A 26,330-nucleotide genomic window follows, 5' to 3' on the forward strand; every position below is an offset into this window, starting at 1 on the left:
ACTTACAAAAAAGCCCCGGGTCGCCCCGGGGCTTTTTCCTGTTCTGGCCGGCGATCCTAGTTGCCGAAGATCAGATCCATCAGCGTGCGCTGGGAGCGCTCTTCCTGGTAGACCGGCTGCTGCTGCACCGGGCCCGGCGGGACAATCTGGCCCTGCGGCTGTGCAAAGCCCTGCGGTTGCTGCGAGGTCGGTGCCGAGGGCACCCAGACCTGCTCTCCGGTCGCCGGATCAACCACCAGCGTCATCGGCAGGCCGGTTTCCGGATCAATTGGCGCCTCGCCAAAACCATTGCCCTGCTGCTGCAGCGGGAAGCCGGTGACCGGATCAATCGCCTGGCCATTGGCGTCATATTGCACCAGCTGCCCCTGATCGATAGGCATGCCCGTATTGGGGTCCAATTGCTGCACTGGCTGTCCGGTCGCCGGGTCGATCATCGTGCCGGTCTGGACTGGTGCACTGGCGACCTGACCATCCACTGGCGCCAGACCCTCGATTGGCGCGCCCGTGGCGGGGTCGATTGCAATCACCTGTCCCGTGGCCGGATCGGTCGTGGTCTGCACCGGTTCGCCCGTGCCGCCATCGACATATTGCACCATGGGCTGGCCAGTTGCCGGATCGATGGCGGGCATGCCCGTATTGGGATCGATCAACTGCTGCGCGATGAGTTGGCCGGCATAGGAGCCACCGGGGATCGGGGCAGGCGAGCGATCGGCAAGAGCCTTGGTCATGAAGTTGGACCAGATATTGGCCGGCACATTGCCGCCGGACAGGCTGGTGCCGGTGTCGTTGTCATTGCCCAGCCACACCCCTGTAACCATGGCAGAGGTGTAGCCGACAAACAGGGCGTCACGCGATTCTTGAGAGGTGCCGGTCTTGCCACCGACTTCCCACCCGCCAATATTGGCGCCCCGGCCCGTACCCACCTCGACGGCGGTCTTGAGCATGTCGTTCATAGCTGCCAGCACATTGGGATCAACCACGCGCCCTGGCCCGGCATTAGAGGCCTCGTAGAGCACATTGTCCTCAACGTCTGAAATCTTGGTGATGACATTGGGAATTACCCCCATGCCACCATTGGCAAAGGGCGCATAGGCACTGGTCAACTCGAGCAGGTTCACTTCCTGAGCACCCAGAGCAATGGAGGGCACTGCCGACAGGTTCGAGGAAATGCCCATACGCATCGCCACTTCAATGACTTTTTCAGGGGTGACATCGATGGCCAGGCGGGCGGCGATGGTGTTGAGCGAATAGGCCAGCCCCTGGCGCAACGTCACCGTCCCGGCATATTTGCCGTTCGAATTGCGCGGGCTCCAGCCATTGTAGTCGAACTGGGCGTCTTCGGCCAAAGTATCGGGCGTATAGCCCTTCTCCATTGCCGCCATATAGACAAACGGCTTGAAGGCAGAACCAGGCTGGCGCCGCGCAGTGACGGCACGGTTATACTGGCTGGCCTGGTAATCGACCCCGCCCACCATGGCACGCACGGTGCCGTCGACATCCATGGCCACCAGAGCAGCCTGCGAGAAGCCGCGCTTCTCGCCTTCGTTGGCCACCGCTTCCTTGACGATGAATTCGGCGTCCTTTTGCATCTTGTAGTCGATGGTGGTCTGCACCACCACGTCACCCTCGATCTCGCCGATATAGGCGGTCATCAGGCTTTCAACCCAATCGGCGACATAGGATTCGGAGCCGGCCACCACGGTGCGGATGGTCTGGTCGGGGTTGATGCGAGCCGCATCAGCTTCTTCACGCGTGATATAGCCTTCCTGCGCCATGGCGTTGAGCACCAGGCGCTGACGGTCGCGGGCGGTATCAGGGTTGGCCTTGGGGTTATAGGCCGACGGCGCTGGCAGGATGCCTACCAGCATGGCAGCCTCGCCAAGCGAGAGATTGCGCGCCGAAACGCCGAAATAGGTCTGCGCCGCCGCCTCGATGCCATAGGCGCCCGAGCCGAAATAGACCCGGTTCATGTAAAGCTCGAGGATTTCTTCCTTGGAAAAATTCTGTTCGAGCCAGATGGCCAGGATCGCTTCCTGCACCTTGCGGCCCAGGGTCTGGTCGGGGGTGAGAAACAGGTTCTTGGCGACCTGCTGGGTGATGGTCGAGGCGCCGCGGGTGACGCCGCGCGCTTCCACCATTTCCACGGCCACCGAGAGCAGACCGATCGGGTCGACGCCGAAATGGCTCATGAAGCGCCGGTCTTCCGAGGCAATGAAGGCCGCGGGCACATATTGGGGCAGTTCGCGGAAGGTAATGGCCTCACCGCCGGTCTGGCCGCGATTGGAGATCAAGCTGCCATCGGCCGCCAGGATGCGGATATTGGGCGGACGCTCGGGAATCGCCCAGGTCTCGGACGAGGGAAGTTGCGCGCCGTAATAGACAATGACACCGATGACGGCGAGGCCGCCCCACAGGGAGGCCACAAAGCCCCACCAGAGCAGGCCCATGAGAAAGCCGCCGCCGCGTTTCTTCCTGCGATTGCGGGCTGGCTCCGCCTTGCCCTTGCGTGGTTGTTTTCGGAGCGATTTGGGCGGCTTGCCGCCACCACCATTGCCGCCACCACCATTGCCGCCGGGGCGGGTTTCATCGACGGAAAAAGCCATGGACTGGCCCATGGTCGGCTCGACACGCGCGCCCCTGGCCGCAGAAGAGGGCTGGGTCTTGTTCCGGCGGCCCTTGGGGGCGCCAACGCGGTCATCGGCCGAAATGCGGAAATCCATCAGGCAAACCTAGTGAAGAAAAGGATCACGCTGCTTCTACCCTGTTCGTCCATCAAGGGAAACAAATGGTAAGCGGGAGGTTAAGATCGGTGAGTTATGACCGGCCATGCGCTCTCTGCCGCCCAGCAGCACAGGAATACGCTTGTCCGCGCCAAATGTGGCCGGTTTAAGGGCCAGCCTTCCCCACTTCCCCGAGTGTGGCCGTGGTGTCACAGCTCTTGCCTATGCCGCAATTGCCCGGCACGAGAAGCAGATGCGTAAACTTTTCGCCCTTCTTGCCGGTCTCCTGCTGCCGCTCACCGTCGCTCCGGCGCGGGCAGAGGAAGTGCAATCCGCGTTTAATGATGCCATTACCATGTTCGAGCAGGCGCGGCCGCAACTCGGGACGACGCGCTTCGGGGTGGACATTGCCGCCTATCGCGATGCTCTGACGCTCGGGCAGTTCGCCTCGGCGCATTGGGGGAGCGATATGGTTGTCGCGCTGGAGGCCGGGGGGACTGGTGGCGGATGCGCCCACTACGCGGCCTATGTGCCCCTACCGCCCCGGGACGGCGTGGTGCCACTGGTGATCTGCCCGCAGTTTTCCCGGGAGGGAACACCGGCGCTGCGCCGCCTCACCCTCCTGCACGAAATGGTGCATGTGGTGGCCGGCGCGGATGAATGCCGCGCCATGGCCTTTGCTGCGGAGGTAGAGAAGCTGGCCACCGGACGTTTCACGCCGGTCGAGCAGTATTGGCGGGCGAATGGCTGCGCGGGGTCAGCCTATCGCCTGCCTTAGCGCCAGCCCAGCCCCGGCGCGACATGCTTGAGAATGCTCTCGATGACATGGGCGTTGTAGGCGACGCCGAGCTGGTTGGGCACGGTGAGCAGCAGCGTATCGGCTTCGGCGATGGCCTCGTCCTGCTTGAGATCCTCGATCAGTTGGTCCGGCTCGGCGGTGTAGCCCCGCCCGAAAACGGCGCGCTTTTCCGGCTCGATATAGCCGAACTGGTCTTCTTCCGGGCGTCCTGCGCCGAAATACATGCGGTCCTGATCGTTGACCAGGGCAAATATCGAGCGGCTGACCGACACGCGGGGCTCGCGGGTATGGCCGGCTTCCTTCCACGCCGCGCGGTAGGCGCGTATCTGTTCGGCCTGCTGGATATGGAAGGGCTTGCCGCTCTCATCGAATTTCAGCGTCGAGGACTGCAGGTTCATGCCCATCTTGGCGGCCCAGATCGCCGTCGCATCGCTGGCCGCGCCCCACCAGATGCGCTCAAGCAACCCCTCGGAATAGGGCTCAAGCCGCAGCATGCCGGGCGGGTTGGGAAACATGGGTCGTGGATTGGGTTGGGCAAAACCCTGACCGGTCAGGGTTCTGAGGATAATTTCCGCATTGAGCCGCGCCATGTCGGCGTCAGTCTGGCCCTCGGCGGGCTCATAGCCGAAATAGCGCCAGCCATCGATGACCTGTTCGGGCGAGCCGCGCGAAATGCCCAATTGCAGGCGGCCCTCGGAGATCAGATCCGCGGCTCCGGCATCCTCGGCCATGTAGAGCGGGTTTTCATAGCGCATGTCGATCACGGCGGTGCCGATCTCGATCTTTTGCGTCCTCGCGCCGACAGCGGCCAGCAGCGGGAAGGGCGAGGCGAGTTGGCGGGCAAAGTGATGCACGCGGAAATAAGCGCCATCGGCACCCAACTCCTCGGCTGCCACGGCCAGCTCGATGGATTGCAGCAGCGCATCGCCTGCCGTCCGGGTGCCCGAATTGGGCGACGGGCTCCAATGGCCAAAAGAGAGAAAGCCGATCTTTTTCATGAGAGCCTCACTTTGCTGTGCCGCAAGCTATGTGGTTTGCCGCACATGAAAAAGCCAGTCCGCCGGAACGGACTGGCTGCAACTGTTGAACGATGACCATGGGTCTCTTCGCCCCCCAGCCATTCGAGCGTAGCTCTCATGGCCTGCTCACCTATAATCTCCCCAATGGGGAGATTTTGCCTTCGGCACGGTTCTCAGACGTCGAGATTGCTCACATTGAGCGCGTTGTCCTGGATGAAGTCGCGGCGCGGCTCCACCAGATCGCCCATCAACGCGGTAAAGATCTGGTCGGCTTCGTCGGTCTGGTCGATCTCGACGCGCAGCAGGGTGCGGGCATTGGGGTCGAGCGTGGTTTCCCAGAGCTGCTCGGCATTCATTTCACCCAGGCCTTTATAGCGCTGCATGCTGACGCCCTTGCGGCCGGCATCGGTGACCGCCTTGAACAGGCTGGCCGGACCATAGATGTTGGTCGTGTCGCCCTTGCGGCTCAGCGTTGGCACACCGCCAAACAGTTCGTCCAGCCGGTCGGCAAGCTGACGCAATTTCCGCGCGTCCGCACTTTGCAGCAGGGCGCGGTCGATCTGGTGGGTTTCGGTGACGCCGCGCACGGTACGCGAGAAGGCCAGTGCCTCATCCTCGGTCACCTCACCGGTCCAGCCGCGCTCCAACTCGTCGGAGATACGGTCAAGCCGGTTGGCAACGCGCTTGAGCGTTTCACCGCTCTTTTCGGGATTGGCAATTCCTTCGGGATCGAGCCCGCCAACAATGGCGGCCTGTTCCACCAGGTTGCGGTTATAGCGCGTGTTGAGATTGTTGATCGCGTTCACGATTTCGCGCGACTGGTGCAGAATGGCCAACAGGTCCTGGCCGGCATGGGTGCTGCCGTTCTGGGTGGTGAAGACCGCATCCTCGATGCCGCCATCGAGCAGATAGTCTTCCAGTGCCCGCTCGTCCTTGAGATAGAGCTCCGAGCGCCCGCGCGTGGCCTTGTAGAGCGGCGGCTGGGCAATGTAGATATGTCCGCGCTCGATCAGCTCGCGCGTCTGGCGGTAGAAGAAGGTCAGGAGCAGAGTGCGGATATGGGCGCCGTCCACATCCGCGTCGGTCATGATGATGATCTTGTGGTAGCGCAGCTTGTCCGGGTTGAATTCTTCCCGGCCAATACCGGTGCCGAGCGCCGTGATCAGCGTGCCGACCTGGTCGGATGAGATCATGCGGTCAAAACGGGCACGCTCGACATTGAGAATCTTGCCGCGCAGGGGCAGCACGGCCTGGTTGGAGCGATCGCGCCCCTGTTTGGCCGAGCCACCGGCCGAGTCACCCTCGACGATGAAGATTTCGCTCTTTGCCGGATCGCGTTCCTGGCAATCGGCCAGCTTGCCGGGCAGCGAGGAGATTTCCAGGGCGCCCTTGCGGCGCGTGAGCTCGCGCGCCTTGCGCGCTGCCTCGCGGGCGGCGGCGGCTTCCACCACCTTGCCCACAATGGTGCGGGCCTCGTTGGGATGCTCCTCGAACCACTGGCCGAGCTTTTCGTTGACGATGTTCTCGACCACGGGCCTGACTTCGGAGGAGACCAGCTTGTCCTTGGTCTGGGACGAGAACTTGGGGTCCGGCACCTTGACCGAAAGCACGCAGGTCAGGCCCTCGCGGGTATCATCGCCGCTCAGCTCGACCTTTTCTTTTTTTGCGATGCCGGAACTGTTGGCATAGCCGGTCACCTGGCGCGTCAGCGCTCCGCGCAGGCCGGCGAGATGGGTTCCGCCATCGCGCTGCGGGATGTTGTTGGTGAAGCACAGCACATTTTCGTGGTAGCTGTCGTTCCACTGCAGCGCCACCTCGACAGTGATGCCGTCCTTTTCCGAGCGCATGGTGATCGGGCTTTCGAGCACCGGCGCCTTGGACTTGTCGAGATATTTGACGAAGGCCTCCAGGCCACCCTCATAGAACAGGTCCACTTCGACCGGCTCGGGATGACGATGGTCGGCCAGAAGAATGTGCACACCAGAATTGAGGAAGGCCAGTTCGCGCAGACGATGTTCGAGCGTCTTGTAGTCGAACTCCACCATGGTGAAGGTTTCAGAGCTGGGCATGAAGGTGATCTCGGAGCCCGAGCGACCCTCGTAATCCCCCACCACTTCCAGCGGCCCGTCGGCAACGCCGTGGGTGAAGCTCATCTCGTGAACCTTCCCCTTCTGCCGAATGCGCAGCTTGAGCCAGACCGAAAGGGCATTGACCACCGACACGCCCACGCCGTGCAGGCCACCGGACACCTTGTAGGAATTCTGGTCAAACTTCCCGCCGGCATGAAGCTGGGTCATGATGACCTCGGCGGCCGAGACGCCTTCCTCCTTGTGGATGCCGGTCGGGATGCCACGGCCATTGTCGGTCACGCTGACCGAGCCATCGGCATTGAGGGTGACGGTCACCAGGTCGGCATGGCCGGCCAGTGCCTCGTCGATGGCGTTGTCCACCACCTCGTAGACCATGTGGTGCAGGCCTGATCCGTCATCGGTGTCACCGATATACATGCCCGGGCGCTTGCGCACGGCATCGAGGCCCTTGAGCACCTTGATGCTGTCGGCGCCATATTCGGTCGGGATCGGGTTTTCGCTGTCGCTCATGGGGTCCGAATCAGTCGATTTCATGTAATTTCTGTTCTAGCCGAACGGGGCTCAAACCCCAAGGATATTGGCCGTTTGAGGCTTATTTGCGGGGGATTTTCAGCCCCTATGTGCAAGCCGCCCCTCGCGTACCCCAATCTGCTGCGCCCGTCCCTCCAGCGCCTCAAACAGCACCGGGTCGGTGCCGGTGAGAAAACACTGCGTTTCGAGGCCGTCCAGGGCCGCAAACAGGGCCCGGCGCCGGTCCGGATCGAGATGGGCGGCAATCTCGTCCAGCAGCAGGAACGGTACGATGCCGGTGCGCAGCCGCACCAGCCGGGCATGAGCCAGAATCAGCCCGATCAGCAGGGCCTTTTGTTCGCCGGTTGACCCCAGCGCCGCGGGCATGGATTTTTGCGCATGGATCACGTCGAGATCCACACGGTGTGGTCCTGATGTGGTGCGTCCGGCGGCCCGATCAAGAGGCCGAAGCCCGTGCCAGCGCTGCGCCAGCACCGCTTCGAGTTCGGCGGAAGTCGCCGGCTCGACCAGATCTTCGAAGAGTGGGGTGAGCGAGAGCCGGGCCGCCGGGAAACTGGTGTCATCCAGGCTCTGGGCGATCAACGCCTGCAGATGGGTCAGGCTGTCGGTACGGTTGAGATGGATCGAGGCGCCAAGCTCGGCCATTTGCGCCTCGATGGCGGCGAGCCAGCGCGGGTCGCCATCTTCTTCGAGCAGCTTGTTGCGTTGCCGCATGGCTTTTTCGAAGTCGGACACGGTCGCGGAATGACCCGGGATGAGTGTCGTCACCAACCGGTCGAGAAAGCGGCGTCTATCCCCGGCCGGGCCGGAGAACAGGCCGTCCATGGCGGGGGTCAACCAGAGCACGCGCAGATAATCGCTCATCGCCTCGATTGAGCGGGCATTGGCGCCGTTGATGCGGACCCGGCGCCCGCCATCGGGCAGAGCGCCCGTGCCGATATCGGCAGGCCCGTCATCGGTCTCGATGGTTGCCGCAACAGCCCAGGGAAGGTCGGACCCCTGCGCCTGCAAGGTGTCGAAGCTGGCGCCACGCAGGCCGCGTCCTGGCGAGAGCACGGAAATGGCTTCCAGCAGATTGGTTTTGCCCGAGCCGTTGGGGCCGGTCAGCACGACATGGCGCGCATCGAGATCGAGCGCAGCGGAAGCGTAATTACGGAAGGCCGTCAGGCGCAGGCGGGAGATGTGACGGATCATCACGCGGCCCTCTCCGCCTGCCCCTTACTCAAGAGGATGATTGGACCGAACGGCCAAACTCTGCCCCGGCCCTCGCCTCGCCCCTCCGGGGTGAAGGCAGCATGCCAGCACCGGATGAGAGGATGGGATTTCAAGGTGAGCAATGAACTCGACCAGGGGGCTCGAGCGAGTGGCTCGAAGCCACTCACACCCGCATCGGCATCAGCACATAGAGCGCGCTGGATTCGCCTTGTTCCTTGACCAGGGTCGGGGAATTGGCATCGTTGAACAGGAAGACGGCGCTCTCCGAGCGTATCTGGGTAATGATGTCGAGCAGATAGCGGGCATTGAAGCCAATCTCGAAGCCATCGGTATCGAATTCGACCGCCACTTCCTCGCTGGCTGTGCCGTGATCAGGATTGGTGACGGACAATTCGAGCAGGCCGTCCTTGGCCGAAAGCTTGACCGCCTTGCCGCCGCGATCCGAGGCAATGGTCGAGACGCGATCCACGGCAATGGCAAAGCCGGACTTGTCGACCAGCATCTGTTTGTCATTATTCTTGGGCGTCACCCGGTCATAGTCGGGGAAGGTGCCCTCGATGAGCTTGGACAGCAGCACCACGGGACCCACGGTGAAGCGAATCTTGGTGTCGGACACCTCGACATGCACGTCACCATCGACGCCATCGAGCAGCTTTTGCACTTCGCCCACGGTCTTCTTTGGCACGATGATCCCACTCATGCCACTGGCGCCCTCTGGCGAGGCCATTTCAGCGCGGGCCATGCGGTGACCATCGGTCGCCACGGCGCGGAACAGCGAACCGGCCGCCGAACTCTCCACGGCATGGAAATAGATACCGTTGAGATAGTATCGCGTCTCTTCGTTGGAGATGGCGAACTGGGTGCGCTCGATCAGTTCGCGCAGGGAGGCTGCAGCGATGTCGAATTCATGCGCGAAGGCGCCGGATTTGAGATCGGGGAAGCTGTCGGGTGACAGGCAGGCGAGGTTAAAGCGCGAGCGGCCGGAGGTGAGAACCATGTTCTCGCCACCATCGGTTTCAAGCCGCACCTCGGCACCGTCAGACAGTTTGCGCACGATCTCGTAAAGCGTATGGGCGGGCACGGTGGTGGTACCGGGCGTCGAGACCATGGCCGGCACGCTCTCGGTCACTTCGATATCGAGGTCGGTGGCGCGCAATTCGACCCGGTCGTCCGATGCCTTGAACAGCACATTGGCCAGGATCGGATAGGTGTTGCGGCGCTCGACCACCCGATGCACATGGCTCAGCGACTTGAGCAGATGATTGCGTTCGAGCGTGACTTTCATGGAGTTCTTCTTCCCGGACATACGCGACAGCTAAACCCGGCGCGAGCCGGGGTTGGGACGTTTACAGTTTCACAGGAAATTGGCAAGGCCGAGGGGGTGTTTGGCCGCATGCTAGCTGTGGACTTCAGGAACTGAAATGCACGGTGATGTCGAACCGCTCGCCCGGCCCGGCCCCCAGCTCCGCCAGCCCTTCAAAAGGCAGGCAGTTGGCGATGGCGTCGCCAATCGAGTTGATCAACTCGGGATATTTCCCGGCGGTCCGCAGGCTCTCGGGCACGATATGGGGGTCACCGTCCAGCGTACCATCGCCCAGAAACGCCAGGCGGATCGAGATGGAGCGATCCTCATAGCCCGATGGCAGGACCCAGCAGGACAGAAGCTGGTCCTGAACGGAGGTGGCGATAGCCAGGTTCTGCGCCGCCCGCTCCTCGGGGGTCAGGACGGGTAACTTGTCCTCGGCCAAAACGGGGGAAAGGGCGACAATGGATAGAGCAATGAGGCGGGCAAGGATTTGAAACATTTCCGATCCTTGCCCGGCCAATCCGGCGGGATAAAGGCTATTCCTCGAGCATGCGCTTGAGCAATTCGATTTCCTGGCCCAGCTCCAGATCGTCCTTGATCATCTGCTCGACCTTGCGCACCGAATGGAGCACCGTGGTATGGTCACGACCGCCGAAACGCCGGCCAATTTCGGGCAGGGAGCGGCTGGTCAGGGCCTTGGCCAGATACATGGCGATCTGGCGCGGGCGCACCACGTCGCGGCTGCGGCGGGCCGAGAGCAATTCGTTGCGCGGCACCTTGTAGTGGCGCGAGACGATCTTGAGAATATCTTCGATGCGGACCCGCTTGGCGTCGCGGGCGCGGATCAGATCGGCCAGGGTCTTTTCGGCCAGCGGCACGGTGATCAGCTCACCGGTGAGCTGATTGGCGGCGACAAGGCGGTTAACAGCGCCGTCGAGATCGCGGCCATGGCTCACCACGGCGCGGGCAATATAGTCGATCACCGCGACCGGAAACTGCATGCCGAAGCGGGAATTGACCTGGTCTGCGCGGCGCTGGACGATATCGCGGCGCAATTCATGATCAAAGGTGGAGATAGGCACGACCAGCCCGCCGGAGAGACGCGAACGGACGCGTTCGTCGAGCATTTCGAGATCGCGCGGGGGCGCATCACCAGCCACCACGACCTGCTTGGCGCCGGTCAGCAGGGCCCCCAGTGTGTGACCGAATTCGGTCGCCGACTTGCCCTGCAGAAACTGCATGTCGTCGATCAGCAGCAGATCCACCCGGCGCAGCCATTCCTTGAAGCCGAGCGCGCTCTGGCGCTGCACGGCGGTAATGAAATGGTACATGAAGTGGTCGGCTGTCAGATAGACGATGTTCTTGGACGGATCGGCCTGGCCAACGGCGTGGGCGATGGCATTGAGCAGGTGCGACTTGCCCAGGCCCACGGTGGAATGAATATAGACCGGGTTGAAGGTCACGGCATTATTGATGGCAGCATTGGCGATCTGCTTGGCGACGCCCAGCGCCATCTCATTGGCCGAGCCGGCCACGAAACTGTCAAAGGTCATGCGCGGGTCAATGGCGCTGCCCGAAAGGGCGTCGCCGGACTTGGCATTGTCGCGCACCAGGCGCGGGGTCGCAGGCACCGCAGCGACCGGCGCGGTCTGCTGGGCGGCCGGGGCTTCGGGGACGACTTCGGCGACCGGGGCAAGGCGCGGACGGGCCTGACCATTGACCCGCATGGTCACCTGCAGGCGCGCGGCTTCGGGGACATCATGGCGGAAGGCTTCAACGATGCCGTCGGCGTAGTTGGACTGCACCCAGGAACAGAGGAACCGCGTTGGCGCACTCAAATGCACCAGATCGTCCACCAGTTCCTCAAGTTCGAGGCGTGCAAACCAGGAGGCAAAAACGTCCTCGCCCACGCTCGCTTTCAGCCTAGCCCGCACCCGGGTCCAGAGTTCGCGCTGATCATCGGAGGAAACGTCGGGGGTGGCCATGACAGGAGTGCCGCCTTTGCTGGAAGTGGAAGGAGAAGAGGAGTTGGCCGCAGCCCAATCGTCTCTTCCCGCAGTCGCCTGTCGCATCATCGCTTCTTGCCCCATTCTGTGTTGCTGCCTTTCCGGTCCGCAAAGCCCTGGAAAAGCCCTGATCTGTTCGATGTGTCCGCCCGCCGCTTTATGGCCTGCAACTGGACACAGCTTCGCCCCTGCGCCCGCTCATGCGGGCACAACATTATTGTTCGGCAGCTTGAAGCCACCGTTTGCCACTTGACCTTTCACTTGAACCCGGCCTGCCCGGCCTGTGGTCGAATGAACGCTGCCAACTCAAATTCGACGGACCACAGCAATTGCGGCCGACACAAAAATCACTGGCTGAAATGACCGGCATCGCTGCCGACCCTGCCCCAAACCTGCCCTCCTGGCGGAAGACGACCGATGGGTCAGGAGGGTCGTTCCACCCCTCTTTTTCCCCGTCGGCAGAAGTACATTAGAGGCACGAAATGGGACCCGCAACACGTGAATCATTGAAAAAGGGGCTTGACTCTCAAGCTGTATTTTTGGGCCCCACCGGGGTCCAAAAGTCACCTCCGGCAAGGGCCTGTGACTCAAGGCAGATTCGAACACTTAGCGGGTTTCGACATGGTAAAATAATTTTTCACCTCGCCGATCGGGAGACTGTTGTCGCAATAGCAACAATGCCCCCGCCGGCGACCGAACCCCTTGAGAGCGCGGCATAAAAACAACTCTTCACGCTTCGTTCCGCTGCCAGGGCAAGTGTCACCTAATAGTCATGTGACAGAACAATAACGAAAAAACCTGCCTGGCTACCATACAACAAAAAGGGCTCCTTGCGGAGCCCGGATTGTAGCGCTGGTCGCTTGCCAAGAAGCGCCTTGCCTGACCGCGAATTAGGCGGAGAGGGCCTTTACGCGGCTGTTGAGGCGGGAGACCTTGCGGGCAGCCAGATTGGCATGGACTATGCCCTTGCCGGCGGCGCGGTGGATCTCGGGCTCTGCAGCCTTGAGTGCGGCGAAGGCGGTTGCGTGATCACCAGCTGTGATCGCTTCCTCGACCTTGCGAATGAACGTGCGCACGCGGCTGCGGCGAGACTTGTTCACGGCAGTGCGGGCTTCGATCTTGCGGGTAGCCTTCTTGGCTGAGGGCGTATTGGCCATTTCGGTCCTCTTGGCGTCCAACCGGCCGATTACACGCGATCTGCGCGGCAATAGTCCGGGATGAAATGAAATCGGCGGCTTTCGACTGCCGCCAAGTTGCGCGGTCTATAGGGTATCGGCCGGGGGGCGTCAACTGGATTCAGGGCCCAGGCCGAGTCTTGAGAGAGATGCGTTCACGGTGCCTTCTGGCATTTCGGACAATAGAAGGTCGAGCGGCCCGATTGTACGATGCGCTGGACGATGCCCTTGCACATCGGGGTCGGACATGGATCACCTTCCCGGTCATAGACGGCGAAATTGTGCTGGAAGTAGCCGGCCCCTTCAACACTGCGGAAATCGCGAATGGTGGACCCGCCCACCTCGATGGCTGCCGTGAGGACTTCCCGAACAGCAAAGACCAGGTCTTCCAGCGCTTTTTTGGGCCTGCCAGTGCTGGTTACCAAACTCCCTGCCAGCACCGTAGGCAGGATATGGGCGCGATGCAGGGCCTCGGCCACATAGATATTGCCCAGTCCGGCCACGACCCGCTGGTCGAGCAGGGCCGCCTTGATCGGCGTCCTCTTGCCGGCAAAGGCGGCGGCCAGTTGTGAGGCGGAGAATTCATTGCCCAGCGGCTCAGGCCCCAGCCCTTGCAGATAGGGACTGGTTGAGAGGTCGTCATAGAGATCGACAAAGCCGAAGCGCCGCGGGTCGGCATAGATCAGATGACTGCGCCCGTGGGCGGGATGGGTGAGCGCCCAGATCATATGGTCGTGTTTCGGTTCAGTGCCCGGTTCATAATAACGCGGCGGCTTGTCGATGGGATGTTCGGCAAAGCGCCAGGACCCGGTCATGCCCAGATGACTGAGCAGGGTCGCGCCGCCAGAAAGCCCGATCAGGAGGTACTTGGCCCGCCGCCCGACATGGGTGACGCTTTGTCCCGTGAGCGCGTTCTTCAGTCCGTCCGGGAAAGGAAAGCGCAGATTGGGCCGGTTGAGCGTCACGCTCTCGATGGTCGCGCCTTCGAGCCAGGGGGCCAATCCGCGGCGCACGGTTTCGACCTCGGGCAGTTCAGGCATATGACGACTCCTTCACCCTGTGCGGCTTTGTGGCATGGGCAAGCCATGAAGGCTTATGTATAGGGACGATACACACTCTATCGACCCCAATGCCGGTTGAAAAAGGCCCTTGCCATGACCGAGACCCGCGAGACGACCCATTTCGGCGAACAGACCGTCGCCCTGGAGGACAAGCAGGGGCTGGTGGACAAGGTGTTCCACGACGTCGCCGATCGCTATGACCTGATGAACGATCTGATGAGCATGGGGGCGCACCGGCTCTGGAAGGACGCCATGGTCGCGGACCTTGCGCCACCCAAGGCCGGATCGCGTCCCTATAAGGTGCTCGACATGGCCGGGGGTACTGGCGACATTGGCGAGCGCATCGTCAATGCCTCTCTCGGTCATGCCCAGGTGGTGGTCTCTGATATCAATGCCGACATGCTGCGGGTCGGCAGCGAACGAGCCCGATCCTGGCGCTATCCGGGGCAGGTCGAGTTTGTCGAGGCCAATGCCGAGGAACTGCCGTTCGAAGACAACAGTTTCGACGCCTATACGATTGCCTTTGGCATTCGCAACGTACCGCGCATCCAGAAGGCGCTGGACGAGGCCCACCGCGTGCTGAGGCGCGGCGGTCGTATTCTGGTGCTCGAATTCTCCCAGGTCGACGTGCCGGGGTTCGACGCTGTCTACAGGCTCTATTCCGACCAGATCATCCCGCCCATGGGCCAGGTGGTGACGGGCGACGCGCAGCCATATCAGTATTTCATCGAGTCGATCCGCAAGTTCCCGGCGCCGGCTGAGTTTTCGACCATGCTCGGGCAGGCGGGGTTCAAGCGCGTCAAGCACCAGAGCTTTACCGCCAATATCGCGACGCTGTTTTCGGGTTGGAAGCTCTAGAACATGTCCATCGCTTCCACCTTCCGCCTGTTCCATGCCGGCTGGGTGCTGGCGCGCGAGGGCGCTTTTTCCGTGTTGCCCGCCGAATCGCTGCCGCCGATGATGAAGGCGGGCATTGCCATGGCGCGCCTTGTCGAGCGCCGGTCAGTGCGCAAGACGGGAAGCGTCGAGCGGCTCAACGCCGCGCTGCACAAGCTGGGACCTTCTTACGTTAAGTTCGGCCAGACCCTGGCCACCCGGCCCGATATTGTCGGCATCCAGGCTGCGGCCGATCTGTCCGGCCTGCAAGACAAGATGCCGCCTTTCGATCCCAAACTGGTGCCAGGCATTCTTAAGACCGCCCTGGGCGCCAAAGCGGCACAACTGACCGAAATCAGCGCACCCATTGCTGCCGCCTCGATTGCCCAGGTGCACAAGGCACGGCTGCGGGCGCCGGGCGAAGCACCCAAATTGGTAGCCGTAAAGATGCTGCGCCCAGGCATTGCCGAGCGCTTCCACGCCGATACCGACAGTCTCTATGCCGGCGCCAGGCTGGCGGAAACCTTGTCGCCTGCCAGCCGGCGGCTCAGACCCACCGAGGTGGTGCGCACGCTCGACCATTCCATGCGTCTCGAACTGGATCTGCGCCTCGAGGCCGCCGCCATCTCCGAAATGGCGGAGAACATCCGCAATGACGAGGGCTTCATCATTCCCCAGGTGCACTGGGACCAGGTCGCACAAAATGTGCTGACCACCAGCTGGATGGATGGCATTCCCATTCGCGACCATGCAGCGCTGGACGCAGCGGGGGTGGACCGCAAGGCACTGGCCGCCAAATTGCTGCAGAGTTTTCTGCGCCATGCCATTCGCGACGGCTATTTTCATGCCGACATGCATCCGGGCAATCTGTTTGCCGACCCCAAAACCGGCAATGTAATCGCCGTCGACTTCGGCATTATGGGGCGGATCGGCAAGGACGAGCGCCGCTTCCTGGCCGATATTCTTTTCGGCTTCATCACCCGCAATTATCGTCTGGTGGCGCAGCGCCATTTCGATGTGGGCTATGTGCCCCAAACGCAGTCGGTCGAAGATTTTGCCCTGGCTATCCGCTCGATTGGCGAGCCGTTGCATGGGCGTACGGCGGCGGATATTTCCATGGCAAAGGTGCTGGGCCAGCTTTTCACCATCACCGATCTGTTCGACATGCAGACCCGGCCCGAACTGGTGCTGCTGCAAAAATCGATGGTGCTGGTGGAGGGCGTGGCCCGCACGCTCGACCCCGATCTCGACATCTGGACAGTGGCCGAGCCGGTGGTTGGGGAATGGCTGCGGCGCGAGGAAGGCCCGCTTGGTCGCATTGAGGATCTGTCCGGGCATCTGAGCCGGCTTGGCGAGGCGGCCGGGCGGGTGCCGTCGCTGATCGCCCAGGCCGAACTGGCGCTGTCAGAGCATCGCGCCCTGGTCAACCGTCCGCGCGACAGGCTGCTGCGCAACACGGCACTGGCCGTGTTGCTGGCCACACTGGGGCTAATCCTGGCCCTGATCTGGCGCGTGCTCGTTGGCGGCGGACTTTGAACGGGCCAACAACCTATTCATGGCGCGCATCGGTACATAGATTGCGTTCACCGGCGACGGCCGCCGGCAAGCACGGGAGAAGCTTCATGAGCGTCAAACTTTTCGGCAAGCTGGCTGCGGCCGCTTTGCTGGCGGCGGGATTGGCCGGATGCATCGACGTCAATATCGATGTGGCCATCACCAGCCCCAGCACGGCCAGGGCGACCATGACCCAGGTCATGGGTGCCGATGTCTATTCCATGGTCAAGATGAGCGCCGAGAGCGATCAGCAGCAGGACGACAGCTTCTGTGCCGAGGGTGAACTGACCGAGAATGGCGATGGCAGCGCCACCTGCGTCATCACCGAGGAGGGCAATTTCGCCGAACTCGACCTGGGTCAGGATGAGGGCGGGATGACCTTCACCGAAGCCGGTCCGGGCCTGGTTCGCGTGGCGCTGCCCACCGCAGACATGCAGGCTGAATTGGGCGCCGATGACAATATGGACGAGCAGACCCGCCAGATGGTCGAAGCCTTCTTTGAAGGGCGCACGATGACCATCGGCGTTTCGGGCGCCGAGATCGTGGAGTCCAATATGACCGTCTCGGCCGACAAGACCCGCGCCGAACAGATCATCGACATGCTCGCGCTGATCAATGGCGATGCCGCTCTGCCCGATGAGTTGTTTGCCGTGGTGCGCGCGCCGTGAGCGTTCGGATCAATGTGAAGTGGCTCGCACATGGCGCGGGCCTGCCTCTGCCGCGCCAGCAGACTGCCGGCGCGGCGGGGCTCGACCTCTGCGCCGCCATTGACGCCGGGGAAAGCATGACCATTGCGCCGGGCGATTATGCGCTGGTACCTACCGGGCTCAGCATTGCCCTGCCCGAGGGATATGAGGCGCAGATCCGTCCCCGTTCGGGTCTTGCCGCCAAGCACGGTGTTACGGTGCTCAACTCCCCGGGTACGGTTGACGCCGATTATCGCGGTGAAGTCAAAATTATGTTGATCAACCATGGCAAGCTGCCCTTCGCTTTCAGTCGCGGCGAGCGCGTCGCGCAGATGGTGGTGGCGCCTGTCAGCGCTGTGGAATTAGTGGAAGTGGATGAACTTGATGCAACTGAACGCGGGACTGGTGGCCACGGCTCGACTGGCCGCTAGCGGGCTGGCCCTCTGGGGCCTGAGCCAACCGGGTCTGGCCGGTGATCGTGCCCTGATCGATTATGTCGGGTTCTCGCCGGACTTCCGCTATTTCGCCTTTGAGGAATTTGGCATTCAGGACGGGTCGGGCTTTGCCTATTCCAACCTCTATGTCGTCGACCTCGCATCCGACAGCTGGGTCGTTGGAACGCCGGTGCGGCGGCAGGCCGAGAGCGAAGAAACCAGCCTTGCGCAAGTCCGCGAAGCGGTCGCGGACCGGGCCAGCAGCCATATTGAGAGTTTTTCGATCAGCGTGCCGGTGGAAATCGCCGCCCTGATCGGCGATGGCGTGCCGGACACTGATGCCCGAAGTCTCGGTTTCGGCGCGCCGGGCTATCTGCCAGGCGCGGTATCGGGTGACTATACCCTCGAACTGGACACGTTTGAAACCACGGCGACCAGCCCCTGTGCCGAGTGGTTTGGCGTCGAGCCCCTGGGCTATGAACTTTTGTTGTCCGATAGCGGCACGACCCGACTGATCCATCGCGATGGCGGCCTGCCACGTTCTCGTGGCTGCCCGACCGACTATCGCCTTCATTCGGTGGTGATGCCCTTCCAGGGCACCACATTGTCCAATGCCGTGGCCATCATCTCGGTGTACCCCGGCGGCTTTGAAGGGCCAGACCGGCGCTTCCTGGCGGTTCCCCTTGGCCTCTGAGGGCCCGCTTACGCCCGAGGAAACCCGACGCTATGCGCGTCATCTGGTGCTCAAGGGTTTTGGTGGACCAGCGCAACAGAAGCTTAAAGCTACTCGCGTGCTGGTGGTGGGCGCCGGCGGACTAGGCAGTCCGGCAATTGCCTATCTGGCTGCGGCCGGCGTGGGGCGCCTGACCATCGTTGACCCGGACGTGGTTTCGCTCACCAATTTGCAACGGCAGGTGGTCCACACGACGGCCTCCATCGGCACCGGCAAGGCGGCGAGCGCGGGCACCTTCGCCGGGGCGCTCAATCCGCATGTCGTGCTTGACTTGCACGCCGAGGCTGTGACGGACGCCAATGCCGACCAACTGGCGGGTGCGGCCGACATCGTGCTCGACGGCACCGATAATCTCGTCACCCGCCGGATCGTCGCCACAGCGTGCGAACGGTGTAAGAAGCCGTTGGTCTCTGGGGCTGTCTCGATGTTTTCGGGGCAGGTGACCATCTTTGCGCCGCATCTGGGCGGCCCACCCCATGCCGCTCTCTATCCCAACGCTGCCAGCGACGACGCCCTGCCGTCCTGCGAAGCCAACGGCATATTGGGCCCGGTGACAGGCGTGATCGGGACGCTGATGGCCATGGAGGCCATCAAGCTGGCCACAGGCGTGGGAACCCCGCTGATCGGGCGGCTGCTGATCTATGATGCAAGAGAGGCGAGCTTTTCGGAGCTGGGATACTAAGCCCGATGCGCCTCTCCTTCTCCCGCCAAGGGGAGAAGGAGGACTACCGGCTTTTAAGCGTCGGGGTGCTTGAACACCAGTGCCGCATTCGTCCCGCCAAAGCCGAACGAATTGGACAGCACATAGCCCAGATCGACGTCGTCGCGACGCTTTCGCAGGATCGGCATGTCCTCAAAGGCTGGATCGAGGGTCTCGATATTGGCGCTTTCGGCGATGAAGCGGTGCTTCATCATCAAAATCGAATAGATCGATTCATGCACGCCCGTTGCACCCTGGCTATGTCCGGTCAGCGACTTGGTCGCTGAGATGGGCGGACACTTGTCCTCAGTGCCGAAAACCGCGCGCAGCGCTTCGATTTCCTTGAGGTCCCCCACCGGAGTCGAGGTGGCGTGCGGATTGATATAGTCAATCGGCGCCTTGATGTTCTGCAGGGCCATGCGCATGCAGCGCTCGGCACCTTCACCTGAGGGCGCGACCATGTCGAGCCCGTCAGAGGTGGCGCCATAGCCGACCAGCTCAGCCCAGATTTTCGCACCGCGCGCCTTGGCGTGTTCATATTCCTCCAGCACCAACACCCCGGCGCCGCCGGAAATCACGAAGCCGTCGCGGGCCGCATCATAACAGCGACTGGCCTTGGCCGGATTGTCGTTGAAATCACTGCTCATGGCGCCCATGGCATCGAACAGGTCCGAAAGGGTCCAGTCCAGATCCTCATGGCCGCCGGCAAAGACGATGTCCTGCTTGCCAAGCATGATCTGCTCCATGGCGTTGCCAATGCAATGCTTGGACGTCGCGCAGGCTGCAGTGATGGTGTAGTTGATGCCCTTGATGCCAAAGGGCGTCGCCAGCGTCGCCGAGGCGGTCGAGCCCATGGCCTTGGGCACGGCCAGCGGGCCGATGCGCTTGGGCGAATTGTTCTTGCGGGTAATGTCGGCGGCTTCGACGATGGTGCGGGTGGAGGCACCGCCCGAACCCATGACGATCCCTGTCATGGGGTTGGAAATATCGCTCTCTTCCAGGCCCGCATCGGCAATGGCTTGCTGCATGGCCAGATAGTTCCAAGCCGCGCCCTTGCCCATGAACCGGGTGACGCGGCGATCGAGCTGTTCGAAGGGGTCGAGGCGTGGGTCGCCCTTGACCTGGCTACGGAAGCCGAGTTCGGCATAATCTTCGGCAAAGACGATACCCGGCTTGGCGGCGCGCAGGCTTTCCGTCACCTCGTCGAGCGAGTTGCCGATCGAAGAAATGATACCCATGCCGGTTACGACAACTCGTCTCATTTCGTCCTCGTTTCAGTCGTTTCGTGCGTTCGCATCGGGGTCAGCGTCGCACTTATATAATTCTATTCGGCTGTAATTCTATTCGGCCCAGCATATGGCCCTCAGACCGTCTGCTGCTCGTGGAGCTGAGCTTCGGTAAACAGACCAACGCGCAAGTCCTTGGCCTCGTAGATCACTTTTCCGTCAGCCTTGACCCAGCCATCGGCAATGCCCAGCGTCAGGCGCGAGCGCATGACGCGCTTGAGGTCGATGCCATATTCGACCAGTTTAACGTCGTTCGTCACCTGACCGGTGAACTTGATCTCGCCGCCCAGGGCCCGGCCCTTGCCGGGCTGGCCGATCCAGGACAGGAAGAACCCGGTCATCTGCCAAACCGCGTCCAGGCCCAGGCAGCCGGGCATCACCGGATCGCCGATGAAATGGCACTTGAAGAACCACAGGTCCGGATTGACGTCGAGTTCGGCGCGCACCTGGCCCTTGCCGTGGGTGCCACCATCTTCGGTGATCGAGGTGATCCGGTCGAACATCAGCATGGGCGGGGCCGGCAGGCGGGCATCACCCTGTCCCGGCAATTCGCCGCGTCCATGGGCCAACAATTCCTGGTAATTGAATGCGTGTTGCCGCTCAGCCATCAAAGCTCCTCGCTCTCGCTCAAGCCTCGTCTCGTATAGGGGCACCGGTTAAGGGTCAAGCCAGCCAAAGGGACGGTGTGGCAGTCGGGCCCAGCGCTGCGCTTGTATCAAGGGGCAGTGATCATTATAGATGGGTTCAATTGTGGACCTAAATGACGAGACTTAAAGGCCCTATGCCAGACCGCGATACCGCCGCCCGGCCCGTTCCTTCCCGCAAGCCGTGCCTGACGGCCGTCCTGCGCATGGCGGGGCTGAGGCCCACACGGCAGCGCGTTGCCCTGGCCGAGCTATTGTTCGCCGGCCCGCATCGCCATGTCAGTGCCGAGCAATTGCATGGCGAGGCCAGCGCGGCCGATGTGAATGTGTCGCTGGCCACCATCTATAACACGCTGCACCAGTTCCACGAGGCGGGCCTGTTGCGCGAAGTGGCGATCGACGCCTCGCGCTCCTATTTCGACACCGACACCTCGGACCATCACCATTTCTATGTCGAGGATGAGCAGCGAATGATCGATATTCCGGCCGAAGCCGTCGAGTTCAAGGCGCTGCCCAAGACGCCAGATGGCATGGAAGTGTCCCATGTCGACGTGGTCATCCGCGTTCGCAGGGCGCAGGCCTGAGTGCGGTTCAGGGGCGCGGCCTATTATCGGCCAGCCAGTGACAAAGGCGTTCGGCGTGACCATATTGTGCCTCGGTTTCAATAGCGGCATGGGTGGCTAATGCCTGAAAAAGTCAATCTCAAAGGCTATTTCGAGCGAATCGGATTTGCCGGCTCCATCGCGCCGACCCTCTCCACGCTGGATCTGCTGCACGCGCTGCATCCGGCCGCCATTCCCTTTGAGAACCTCGGGCCCCTGCTGGGAGAGCCCGTGCGGCTCGATCAGCCGAGCCTTGAGAAGAAACTGCTTACCGACAGGCGGGGCGGTTATTGCTTCGAGCATAATCTGCTGTTCATGCGCATGCTGGAAGATCTCGACTACACCGTGCGGCCGCTGCTGGCGCGGGTGGTCTGGACCAATCCGGACGGGGCCAGCCTGCCACCGAGCCACTTGCTTTTGCTGGTTGAAATCAACGGGCAGAACCACATTGCCGATGTGGGTTTTGGCGGACTTACGCTCACCACGCCGCTGCGCTTGCGGGCCGAAAGCGCCCAGGCGACACCGCATGAAACCTTCCGCCTGACCGGCGGCGATCCGGACTGGACGCTGGAGGTCAAGCTCGCCGATGACTGGCGTCCGGTTTATGTATTCAACCTCGACCAGGTCAGCCTCGACGATATCGCCTCGATCAACCAGAAGACAGCAGGCGACCCGGCCTCGCCATTCACCCATGAGCTGCGGGTGGCTCTGGCACCCAGCGGCAAACGGTTCAAGCTGCACAATACCAAATTCACGCGCCTACCCACCGGCGAAGAGGCCGAATATCGCGAACTCTCGACCCTCGATGAAATCAAACAGGTTCTGACCACCGATTTCGGCATCAGTCTGCCCCAGGACGAGCGCCTCGACAGTGCGCTTTCGGGCCTGTTGGCGCCCAATCCGGCACCTGCGACCTAGGGCCATGGCGCCGGTCAGTGTCCCAACGGACAAGCTCCGGGAATTTGTCGATTTCGACGCCTTCTATGTCTGGCTGGCGGAAAACCACGATCAGGCCGACGAGATCTGGATCCGCATCTTCAAGAAGGCGTCTGGCAAGCCCACCATCTCCGCGGTGGAAGCGATCGATGCGGTGCTGTGCTGGGGCTGGATCGACGCGATCAAGAAGAGCTGGGACGCGGAAAGCTTCGTGCAGCGCTATTGCCCGCGGCGCCCCAAATCGGTGTGGAGCCAGGTCAATCGTGACAATGTTGCCCGGCTGATCGAGCAGGACCTGATGACCGAGCATGGTCTCAAACATGTCGAAGCGGCCAAGGCCGATGGCCGTTGGGACGCCGCCTACAGGACCAATCAAGATCCACCCGATGATCTTCTTGCCGCCATCGCCGCCAATCCGGCCGCGCAGGCGACCTATGAGAGGCTGTCCTCGCAAAACCGCTTTGCCCTGACCTTCCGGACCATCTCGCTCAAGACCGAAGCCGGCCGGAAAAAGCGCATTGCGGACTATGTGGCCATGCTCGCGCGGGGTGAAACCATCTATCCGCAAAAGGCGAAATCATGAGCCATGTCTGGGGCGCCTTCCTGCGCGGTATCAATCTGGGCAATCGGCGCATGAAGATGGCCGATCTCAAGCAGTGTCTGGAGGCCGCCGGCTTTGCCGAGGTCAAGACCATAGCCGCCAGTGGCAATGCCCGGATCTCGGCCAGCGGCGCGGAAGACACCATCAAGCCCAAGCTCGAAAAGGCTATCGAGACCCGGTTCGGTTTTCCGGTCGGCGTGGTGCTGCGCGCCCGGGACGAGCTCGAGGCGATGCTGGACGATCACCCCTTCGGCATGCTCGACCGCAAGGCCGATTTCACCCGACATGTGCTGATGTTCGACCAGCCGCTGCCCGAGGGCATCGGGCTCGAAAGCCTGCCGGGCAACACCGAAATCCTGCGCATTGATCCGCGCGAGATCTATATTGCGGCCTACCGCCAACCCAATGGGCGCTATACCGAGCATGTCGAAGAGGTACTCAAGCCACTCTATGACAGGATCGGCACGTCCGATCTCGACACGATGCGCAACTGGAACACGATAGAGAAGATTCTGAAATGATCACCATTTTCGGCTCCACCAACCTCGATCAGATCGGCACTGTCACGCGCCTGCCAAAGCCGGGCGAGACCGTTGCTGGCGGCACTTTCTCGATGGCGCCGGGCGGCAAGGGCGCCAATCAGGCGCTGGCGGCGCGGCGGGCGGGCGCCGAGGTGCTGCATGTCTCGGCGGTGGGGGACGACGCTTTTGCCGATCTGGCGACCGCGCTGCTCAAGGACGGCGGGGTCGATCTTAGCCAATTGCGCAAGACCGAGGCGGCAACCGGCATCGCCATGATCTTTGTCGATGCGGCCGGCGAGAACGTCATCGCCATTCTGCCCGGCGCCAACGGTACCATTAACGCCGAGGACGCCGAGCGCGGTCTCGCCAATCTCTCCAGCTCAGACACACTGCTGGTGCAGCAGGAAGTGCCCCAGGCAGCGACCCGCAAGGCGCTGGAAATGGCCCGCGAGGCGGGCGCGCGCTCGATCCTCAATACCGCGCCCTTCCTGCCCGACACCGAAAAGCTGGCGCCTTTGGCCGATATCGTGGTGGCCAATGAGACCGAGTTTTCGCTGCTCACCGGGCGCCCGATCGAGGAGCTCGGCATGGCCATGCAGGATTGGGTCAACCGCACGGGCCGCACCATTGTGGTCACTCTGGGCGCAGATGGCGCCCGCGCGCGCACGCCGGACGGCCCTATTTCGGTTGCCGCGCACAAGGTCAAGCCGGTCGATACGGTCGGCGCCGGCGACACGTTTTGCGGCTATCTGGCGGCCGGGCTCGATGCCGGCCATTCACTCGAGGCCGCGCTACGCCGCGCCGCCGTCGCGGGCAGCCTGGCCTGTCTCAAGCCCGGCGCACAGCCGGCCATTCCGATGAAATCGGATGTCGATGGGGTCGTTGGCGCCTGAACCGTCACCACGCCGCGCAGTGCAACAAAAAAGGGCGCCGCACGGCGCCCTTCTCAATTCTCAGCTCAACCCGCCTCAGGCGCTCTTGTCGATGCCGTCCACATCGTCACCGGCCTCGGGCGCCGGTGCAGCAGCAGCGCCGCCCTTGGCCACGCCGACCATAGCGGGCCTGAGGACGCGATCGCCAATGGCAAAGCCTTCCTGCACCACCTGGACCACCGTGCCTTCGGGCACTTCGGTATTGGGCACTTCGAACATGGCCTGGTGCTTGTGCGGATCGAATTTCTGACCCGCGGCCTCGATCGGCTTGACCCCATGCTTGGCCAGCAGGCGCTGCATTTCACGGTCGGCGAGTTCGATGCCGTCGATCAGGCTCTTGAGCGCCCCATCGGCGGTTTCGCGCGTTTCGGCCGGGATCACCACCAGGGCGCGGCTGAGCGCATCGGTGGCGGTCAGCATGTCGCGGGCAAAGCCGGCAATGGCGTAGGTGCGGGTATCGGCAACATCGCGCTCGGTGCGCTTGCGCAGATTTTCCATCTCGGCATGGCTGCGCAGCACGCGATCCTTGAGCTCGGCGTTTTCGGCCTTCAACGCTTCAACGGGATCGACTTCCGTGGCTTCGGTTTCCGGGTTTTCGGTTTCCGGCGTTTCGCCCTGGGCGGCGTTTTCGTCGCTCATTCGGTCTTCTTCCGTATTCAATGAAAAACTCTTGCCCGCCATATCGGCCAAGCGGCACGAAGTTTCAAGCGCATGGTGCTCATTTGCCGCGCTTCCGGGCCATCAGCGAGGAAATCACATTGGCGGTGTAGTCGACCACCGGCACGATGCGGGCGTAGTTGAGCCTGGTGGGCCCGATCACCCCGAGCACACCGACGATGCGGTCATTGGCGTCCTTATAGGGGCTGAGGATCACCGAAGAGCCCGAGAGCGAGAACAGCTTGTTTTCCGATCCGATAAAGATGCGCACACCCTGCGCGCGTTCGGCGTCGCCCAGCAGGTCGAGCAGCCCGTCCTTGCTTTCCAGCTCGTCGAACAGCTGGCGCATGCGCATCAATTCGTCGCTCGCCATGGTGTCGTTGATCAGATTGGCGCGGCCCCGCACGATCACCGTGGGCGCGCTGCTGCCGCCCGGCTCCGCAAGTGTGGCAATGCCGGCGTCCACCAGTTTCTGCGTCAGCTCGTCCAGTTCCGCCCGCTGCTCGGCCCGGCGCTCATGGAGCACTTTTCGGGCCTCTGCCAGGGTGCGCCCCACGACATAATTGGCGAGGTAATTACCGGCTTGCTGCAGGGCGCTGGCGGTATAGCCAGGCGGCAGGTCGAGAATGCGGTTTTCGACCTGGCCATCATCGCCCACCAGGATCGCCATGGCACGCGTGGGGTCGAGTCGCACGAATTCGATGTGCTTGAGCACCATATCAGCCTTGGCCGCGATGACGACCCCGGCACCCTGGCTAAGGCCCGAGAGCAGGGATGAGGCCTCGGTCAACACGTCCTCGACCTGGGCATTGCCGGCGGTGCCCTCGATATGGCGGGCAATGTGGCTGCGTTCCGTCTCATCGACGGCGCCGATCTCGAGCATGGAATCGACAAAGAACCGCAAGCCCTGCTGAGTCGGGGCGCGCCCCGCCGAGGTGTGCGGCGCCGCAATCAGCCCCAGATCCTCCAGGTCCGCCATGACGTTGCGGACGGAGGCGGGCGAGAGTTCGACCTGCAGCAGGCGGGAAAGATCGCGCGATCCCACTGGCATGCCGGTATCGAGATAGCGCTCCACCAGCCGCCGGAAAATGTCCTGGCTGCGGGCGTTGAGTACCGAGAGGAAGTCTTCGGCCGGTCTGGTCATAATGGTTTGATTAAACTCGTCGACTTTAACCCTGACCCTTCATTTAGGCCCTTGTTCCCCATCCGCCAAGCGTCGGGCGCTTGTGAGCGGGCCGCTTGAGGG

At 62.4% G+C, this 26,330-nt stretch carries 25 protein-coding genes; 12 read left to right on the forward strand and 13 right to left on the reverse strand.

All coding sequences use genetic code 11. The annotated features are described in order from the left end of the window. Nucleotides 1-56 precede the first annotated feature (56 nt). Nucleotides 57-2,720 (reverse strand): transglycosylase domain-containing protein, encoded by a 2,664-nt coding sequence (locus tag GGR20_RS08970; protein ID WP_183310923.1) that lies wholly within the window; start codon nucleotides 2,718-2,720, stop codon nucleotides 57-59. Between the two features lie 253 nt (nucleotides 2,721-2,973). On the opposite strand from GGR20_RS08970, the gene GGR20_RS08975 reads away from it, so the two are divergent. Continuing rightward, on the forward strand, nucleotides 2,974-3,498 hold the full coding sequence (locus GGR20_RS08975; RefSeq protein ID WP_183310924.1) for a hypothetical protein: 525 nt from the start codon (nucleotides 2,974-2,976) through the stop codon (nucleotides 3,496-3,498). On the opposite strand, the gene GGR20_RS08980 is transcribed toward GGR20_RS08975, so the two are convergent. The 8 genes from GGR20_RS08980 to mutM all read right to left on the reverse strand — a co-directional run bounded on the left by GGR20_RS08980 (nucleotide 3,495) and on the right by mutM (nucleotide 13,901). Further along, a complete protein-coding gene (locus GGR20_RS08980) occupies nucleotides 3,495-4,517 on the reverse strand; it encodes an LLM class flavin-dependent oxidoreductase (protein ID WP_183310925.1) in 1,023 nt (340 codons plus the stop codon). The genes GGR20_RS08975 and GGR20_RS08980 overlap by 4 nt on opposite strands. A gap of 194 nt (nucleotides 4,518-4,711) precedes the next feature. Further along, entirely contained in the window at nucleotides 4,712-7,138 is a 2,427-nt protein-coding gene (gyrB, locus tag GGR20_RS08985; RefSeq protein WP_183311221.1) for a DNA topoisomerase (ATP-hydrolyzing) subunit B, read from the reverse strand. A gap of 99 nt (nucleotides 7,139-7,237) precedes the next feature. Then, nucleotides 7,238-8,353: a DNA replication/repair protein RecF gene (gene recF / locus GGR20_RS08990; RefSeq protein ID WP_183310926.1), complete on the reverse strand. Its 1,116-nt coding sequence runs from the start codon at nucleotides 8,351-8,353 to the stop codon at nucleotides 7,238-7,240. Between the two features lie 184 nt (nucleotides 8,354-8,537). Then, complete coding sequence (dnaN, locus tag GGR20_RS08995) at nucleotides 8,538-9,659, reverse strand: DNA polymerase III subunit beta (RefSeq protein WP_183310927.1); 1,122 nt, start codon at nucleotides 9,657-9,659, stop codon at nucleotides 8,538-8,540. A gap of 124 nt (nucleotides 9,660-9,783) precedes the next feature. Continuing rightward, entirely contained in the window at nucleotides 9,784-10,179 is a 396-nt protein-coding gene (locus GGR20_RS09000) for a UCP034077 family protein (RefSeq protein WP_183310928.1), read from the reverse strand. A gap of 37 nt (nucleotides 10,180-10,216) precedes the next feature. After that, on the reverse strand, nucleotides 10,217-11,665 hold the full coding sequence (gene dnaA, locus GGR20_RS09005) for a chromosomal replication initiator protein DnaA (protein ID WP_183310929.1): 1,449 nt from the start codon (nucleotides 11,663-11,665) through the stop codon (nucleotides 10,217-10,219). 911 nt (nucleotides 11,666-12,576) lie between these two features. Further along, entirely contained in the window at nucleotides 12,577-12,843 is a 267-nt protein-coding gene (gene rpsT / locus GGR20_RS09010) for a 30S ribosomal protein S20 (protein WP_183310930.1), read from the reverse strand. Between the two features lie 173 nt (nucleotides 12,844-13,016). Next, nucleotides 13,017-13,901, reverse strand: coding sequence for a bifunctional DNA-formamidopyrimidine glycosylase/DNA-(apurinic or apyrimidinic site) lyase (gene mutM, locus GGR20_RS09015; protein ID WP_183310931.1), 885 nt, complete (start codon nucleotides 13,899-13,901; stop codon nucleotides 13,017-13,019). A gap of 114 nt (nucleotides 13,902-14,015) precedes the next feature. On the opposite strand from mutM, the gene ubiE reads away from it, so the two are divergent. The 6 genes from ubiE (at nucleotide 14,016) to GGR20_RS09045 (ending at nucleotide 18,887) form a co-directional block, all read left to right on the forward strand. After that, entirely contained in the window at nucleotides 14,016-14,780 is a 765-nt protein-coding gene (gene ubiE / locus GGR20_RS09020; protein ID WP_183310932.1) for a bifunctional demethylmenaquinone methyltransferase/2-methoxy-6-polyprenyl-1,4-benzoquinol methylase UbiE, read from the forward strand. A 3-nt stretch (nucleotides 14,781-14,783) separates the two neighbouring features. Then, the gene (ubiB, locus tag GGR20_RS09025) at nucleotides 14,784-16,334 is read left to right on the forward strand and encodes a 2-polyprenylphenol 6-hydroxylase (protein ID WP_183310933.1); all 1,551 of its coding nucleotides are present in this window, start codon (nucleotides 14,784-14,786) and stop codon (nucleotides 16,332-16,334) included. A gap of 86 nt (nucleotides 16,335-16,420) precedes the next feature. Continuing rightward, complete coding sequence (locus GGR20_RS09030; RefSeq protein WP_183310934.1) at nucleotides 16,421-17,020, forward strand: hypothetical protein; 600 nt, start codon at nucleotides 16,421-16,423, stop codon at nucleotides 17,018-17,020. Beyond that, a complete protein-coding gene (gene dut, locus GGR20_RS09035) occupies nucleotides 17,017-17,469 on the forward strand; it encodes a dUTP diphosphatase (RefSeq protein WP_183310935.1) in 453 nt (150 codons plus the stop codon). The genes GGR20_RS09030 and dut overlap by 4 nt, the downstream gene beginning before the upstream one ends. Then, nucleotides 17,423-18,166 (forward strand): DUF2259 domain-containing protein, encoded by a 744-nt coding sequence (locus tag GGR20_RS09040; protein ID WP_183310936.1) that lies wholly within the window; start codon nucleotides 17,423-17,425, stop codon nucleotides 18,164-18,166. The genes dut and GGR20_RS09040 overlap by 47 nt, the downstream gene beginning before the upstream one ends. Next, nucleotides 18,156-18,887 (forward strand): HesA/MoeB/ThiF family protein, encoded by a 732-nt coding sequence (locus tag GGR20_RS09045; RefSeq protein ID WP_246349514.1) that lies wholly within the window; start codon nucleotides 18,156-18,158, stop codon nucleotides 18,885-18,887. The genes GGR20_RS09040 and GGR20_RS09045 overlap by 11 nt, the downstream gene beginning before the upstream one ends. 53 nt (nucleotides 18,888-18,940) lie before the next feature. On the opposite strand, the gene fabB is transcribed toward GGR20_RS09045, so the two are convergent. After that, a complete protein-coding gene (fabB, locus tag GGR20_RS09050; protein ID WP_183310938.1) occupies nucleotides 18,941-20,167 on the reverse strand; it encodes a beta-ketoacyl-ACP synthase I in 1,227 nt (408 codons plus the stop codon). Between the two features lie 101 nt (nucleotides 20,168-20,268). After that, the gene (gene fabA, locus GGR20_RS09055) at nucleotides 20,269-20,799 is read right to left on the reverse strand and encodes a 3-hydroxyacyl-[acyl-carrier-protein] dehydratase FabA (RefSeq protein ID WP_183310939.1); all 531 of its coding nucleotides are present in this window, start codon (nucleotides 20,797-20,799) and stop codon (nucleotides 20,269-20,271) included. 173 nt (nucleotides 20,800-20,972) lie between these two features. Between fabA and irrA the strand changes: the two genes are divergently transcribed. From irrA to GGR20_RS09080, 5 genes are all read left to right on the forward strand, one after another. After that, nucleotides 20,973-21,419 carry an iron response transcriptional regulator IrrA gene (gene irrA, locus GGR20_RS09060; RefSeq protein ID WP_183310940.1) on the forward strand — a complete coding sequence of 149 codons (447 nt, stop codon included), beginning with the start codon at nucleotides 20,973-20,975 and terminating at the stop codon, nucleotides 21,417-21,419. Nucleotides 21,420-21,518: 99 nt separating this feature from the next. Next, the gene (locus GGR20_RS09065) at nucleotides 21,519-22,355 is read left to right on the forward strand and encodes an arylamine N-acetyltransferase family protein (protein ID WP_183310941.1); all 837 of its coding nucleotides are present in this window, start codon (nucleotides 21,519-21,521) and stop codon (nucleotides 22,353-22,355) included. A gap of 4 nt (nucleotides 22,356-22,359) precedes the next feature. Beyond that, the gene (locus GGR20_RS09070; protein ID WP_183310942.1) at nucleotides 22,360-22,956 is read left to right on the forward strand and encodes a YdeI/OmpD-associated family protein; all 597 of its coding nucleotides are present in this window, start codon (nucleotides 22,360-22,362) and stop codon (nucleotides 22,954-22,956) included. Beyond that, nucleotides 22,953-23,495, forward strand: coding sequence for a DUF1697 domain-containing protein (locus GGR20_RS09075; RefSeq protein WP_183310943.1), 543 nt, complete (start codon nucleotides 22,953-22,955; stop codon nucleotides 23,493-23,495). Before GGR20_RS09070 ends, GGR20_RS09075 begins: the two co-directional genes overlap by 4 nt. After that, nucleotides 23,492-24,388 (forward strand): ribokinase, encoded by an 897-nt coding sequence (locus GGR20_RS09080; RefSeq protein ID WP_183310944.1) that lies wholly within the window; start codon nucleotides 23,492-23,494, stop codon nucleotides 24,386-24,388. The genes GGR20_RS09075 and GGR20_RS09080 overlap by 4 nt, the downstream gene beginning before the upstream one ends. A 75-nt stretch (nucleotides 24,389-24,463) precedes the next feature. Here the strand turns inward: GGR20_RS09080 and grpE are convergent, their stop codons facing one another. Further along, complete coding sequence (gene grpE / locus GGR20_RS09085; RefSeq protein WP_210283149.1) at nucleotides 24,464-25,108, reverse strand: nucleotide exchange factor GrpE; 645 nt, start codon at nucleotides 25,106-25,108, stop codon at nucleotides 24,464-24,466. 37 nt (nucleotides 25,109-25,145) lie between these two features. After that, nucleotides 25,146-26,228, reverse strand: a complete 1,083-nt coding sequence (hrcA, locus tag GGR20_RS09090) for a heat-inducible transcriptional repressor HrcA (RefSeq protein WP_183310946.1) — start codon at nucleotides 26,226-26,228, stop codon at nucleotides 25,146-25,148. Nucleotides 26,229-26,330 lie beyond the last annotated feature (102 nt).

It is taken from the genome of Devosia subaequoris, assembly GCF_014197055.1.
Lineage (GTDB): Bacteria > Pseudomonadota > Alphaproteobacteria > Rhizobiales > Devosiaceae > Devosia > Devosia subaequoris.

Excerpts from the sequence above, each read along its gene's own strand:
- GGR20_RS09030 (WP_183310934.1), top strand. The coding sequence starts at position 16,421 with ATGAGCGTCAAACTTTTCGGCAAGCTGGCTGCGGCCGCTTTGCTGGCG.
- fabA (WP_183310939.1), bottom strand. The coding sequence starts at position 20,799 with ATGGCTGAGCGGCAACACGCATTCAATTACCAGGAATTGTTGGCCCAT.
- hrcA (WP_183310946.1), bottom strand. The coding sequence starts at position 26,228 with ATGACCAGACCGGCCGAAGACTTCCTCTCGGTACTCAACGCCCGCAGC.
- gyrB (WP_183311221.1), bottom strand. The coding sequence starts at position 7,138 with ATGAGCGACAGCGAAAACCCGATCCCGACCGAATATGGCGCCGACAGC.
- GGR20_RS09065 (WP_183310941.1), top strand. The coding sequence starts at position 21,519 with ATGCCTGAAAAAGTCAATCTCAAAGGCTATTTCGAGCGAATCGGATTT.
- GGR20_RS08980 (WP_183310925.1), bottom strand. The coding sequence starts at position 4,517 with ATGAAAAAGATCGGCTTTCTCTCTTTTGGCCATTGGAGCCCGTCGCCC.
- recF (WP_183310926.1), bottom strand. The coding sequence starts at position 8,353 with ATGATCCGTCACATCTCCCGCCTGCGCCTGACGGCCTTCCGTAATTAC.
- GGR20_RS09075 (WP_183310943.1), top strand. The coding sequence starts at position 22,953 with ATGAGCCATGTCTGGGGCGCCTTCCTGCGCGGTATCAATCTGGGCAAT.
- rpsT (WP_183310930.1), bottom strand. The coding sequence starts at position 12,843 with ATGGCCAATACGCCCTCAGCCAAGAAGGCTACCCGCAAGATCGAAGCC.
- dnaA (WP_183310929.1), bottom strand. The coding sequence starts at position 11,665 with ATGGCCACCCCCGACGTTTCCTCCGATGATCAGCGCGAACTCTGGACC.
- GGR20_RS09070 (WP_183310942.1), top strand. The coding sequence starts at position 22,360 with ATGGCGCCGGTCAGTGTCCCAACGGACAAGCTCCGGGAATTTGTCGAT.
- ubiB (WP_183310933.1), top strand. The coding sequence starts at position 14,784 with ATGTCCATCGCTTCCACCTTCCGCCTGTTCCATGCCGGCTGGGTGCTG.
- GGR20_RS09040 (WP_183310936.1), top strand. The coding sequence starts at position 17,423 with ATGCAACTGAACGCGGGACTGGTGGCCACGGCTCGACTGGCCGCTAGC.
- grpE (WP_210283149.1), bottom strand. The coding sequence starts at position 25,108 with ATGGCGGGCAAGAGTTTTTCATTGAATACGGAAGAAGACCGAATGAGC.
- ubiE (WP_183310932.1), top strand. The coding sequence starts at position 14,016 with ATGACCGAGACCCGCGAGACGACCCATTTCGGCGAACAGACCGTCGCC.
- GGR20_RS09080 (WP_183310944.1), top strand. The coding sequence starts at position 23,492 with ATGATCACCATTTTCGGCTCCACCAACCTCGATCAGATCGGCACTGTC.
- GGR20_RS09000 (WP_183310928.1), bottom strand. The coding sequence starts at position 10,179 with ATGTTTCAAATCCTTGCCCGCCTCATTGCTCTATCCATTGTCGCCCTT.
- irrA (WP_183310940.1), top strand. The coding sequence starts at position 20,973 with ATGCCAGACCGCGATACCGCCGCCCGGCCCGTTCCTTCCCGCAAGCCG.
- GGR20_RS08975 (WP_183310924.1), top strand. The coding sequence starts at position 2,974 with ATGCGTAAACTTTTCGCCCTTCTTGCCGGTCTCCTGCTGCCGCTCACC.
- dnaN (WP_183310927.1), bottom strand. The coding sequence starts at position 9,659 with ATGAAAGTCACGCTCGAACGCAATCATCTGCTCAAGTCGCTGAGCCAT.
- GGR20_RS08970 (WP_183310923.1), bottom strand. The coding sequence starts at position 2,720 with ATGGATTTCCGCATTTCGGCCGATGACCGCGTTGGCGCCCCCAAGGGC.
- mutM (WP_183310931.1), bottom strand. The coding sequence starts at position 13,901 with ATGCCTGAACTGCCCGAGGTCGAAACCGTGCGCCGCGGATTGGCCCCC.
- fabB (WP_183310938.1), bottom strand. The coding sequence starts at position 20,167 with ATGAGACGAGTTGTCGTAACCGGCATGGGTATCATTTCTTCGATCGGC.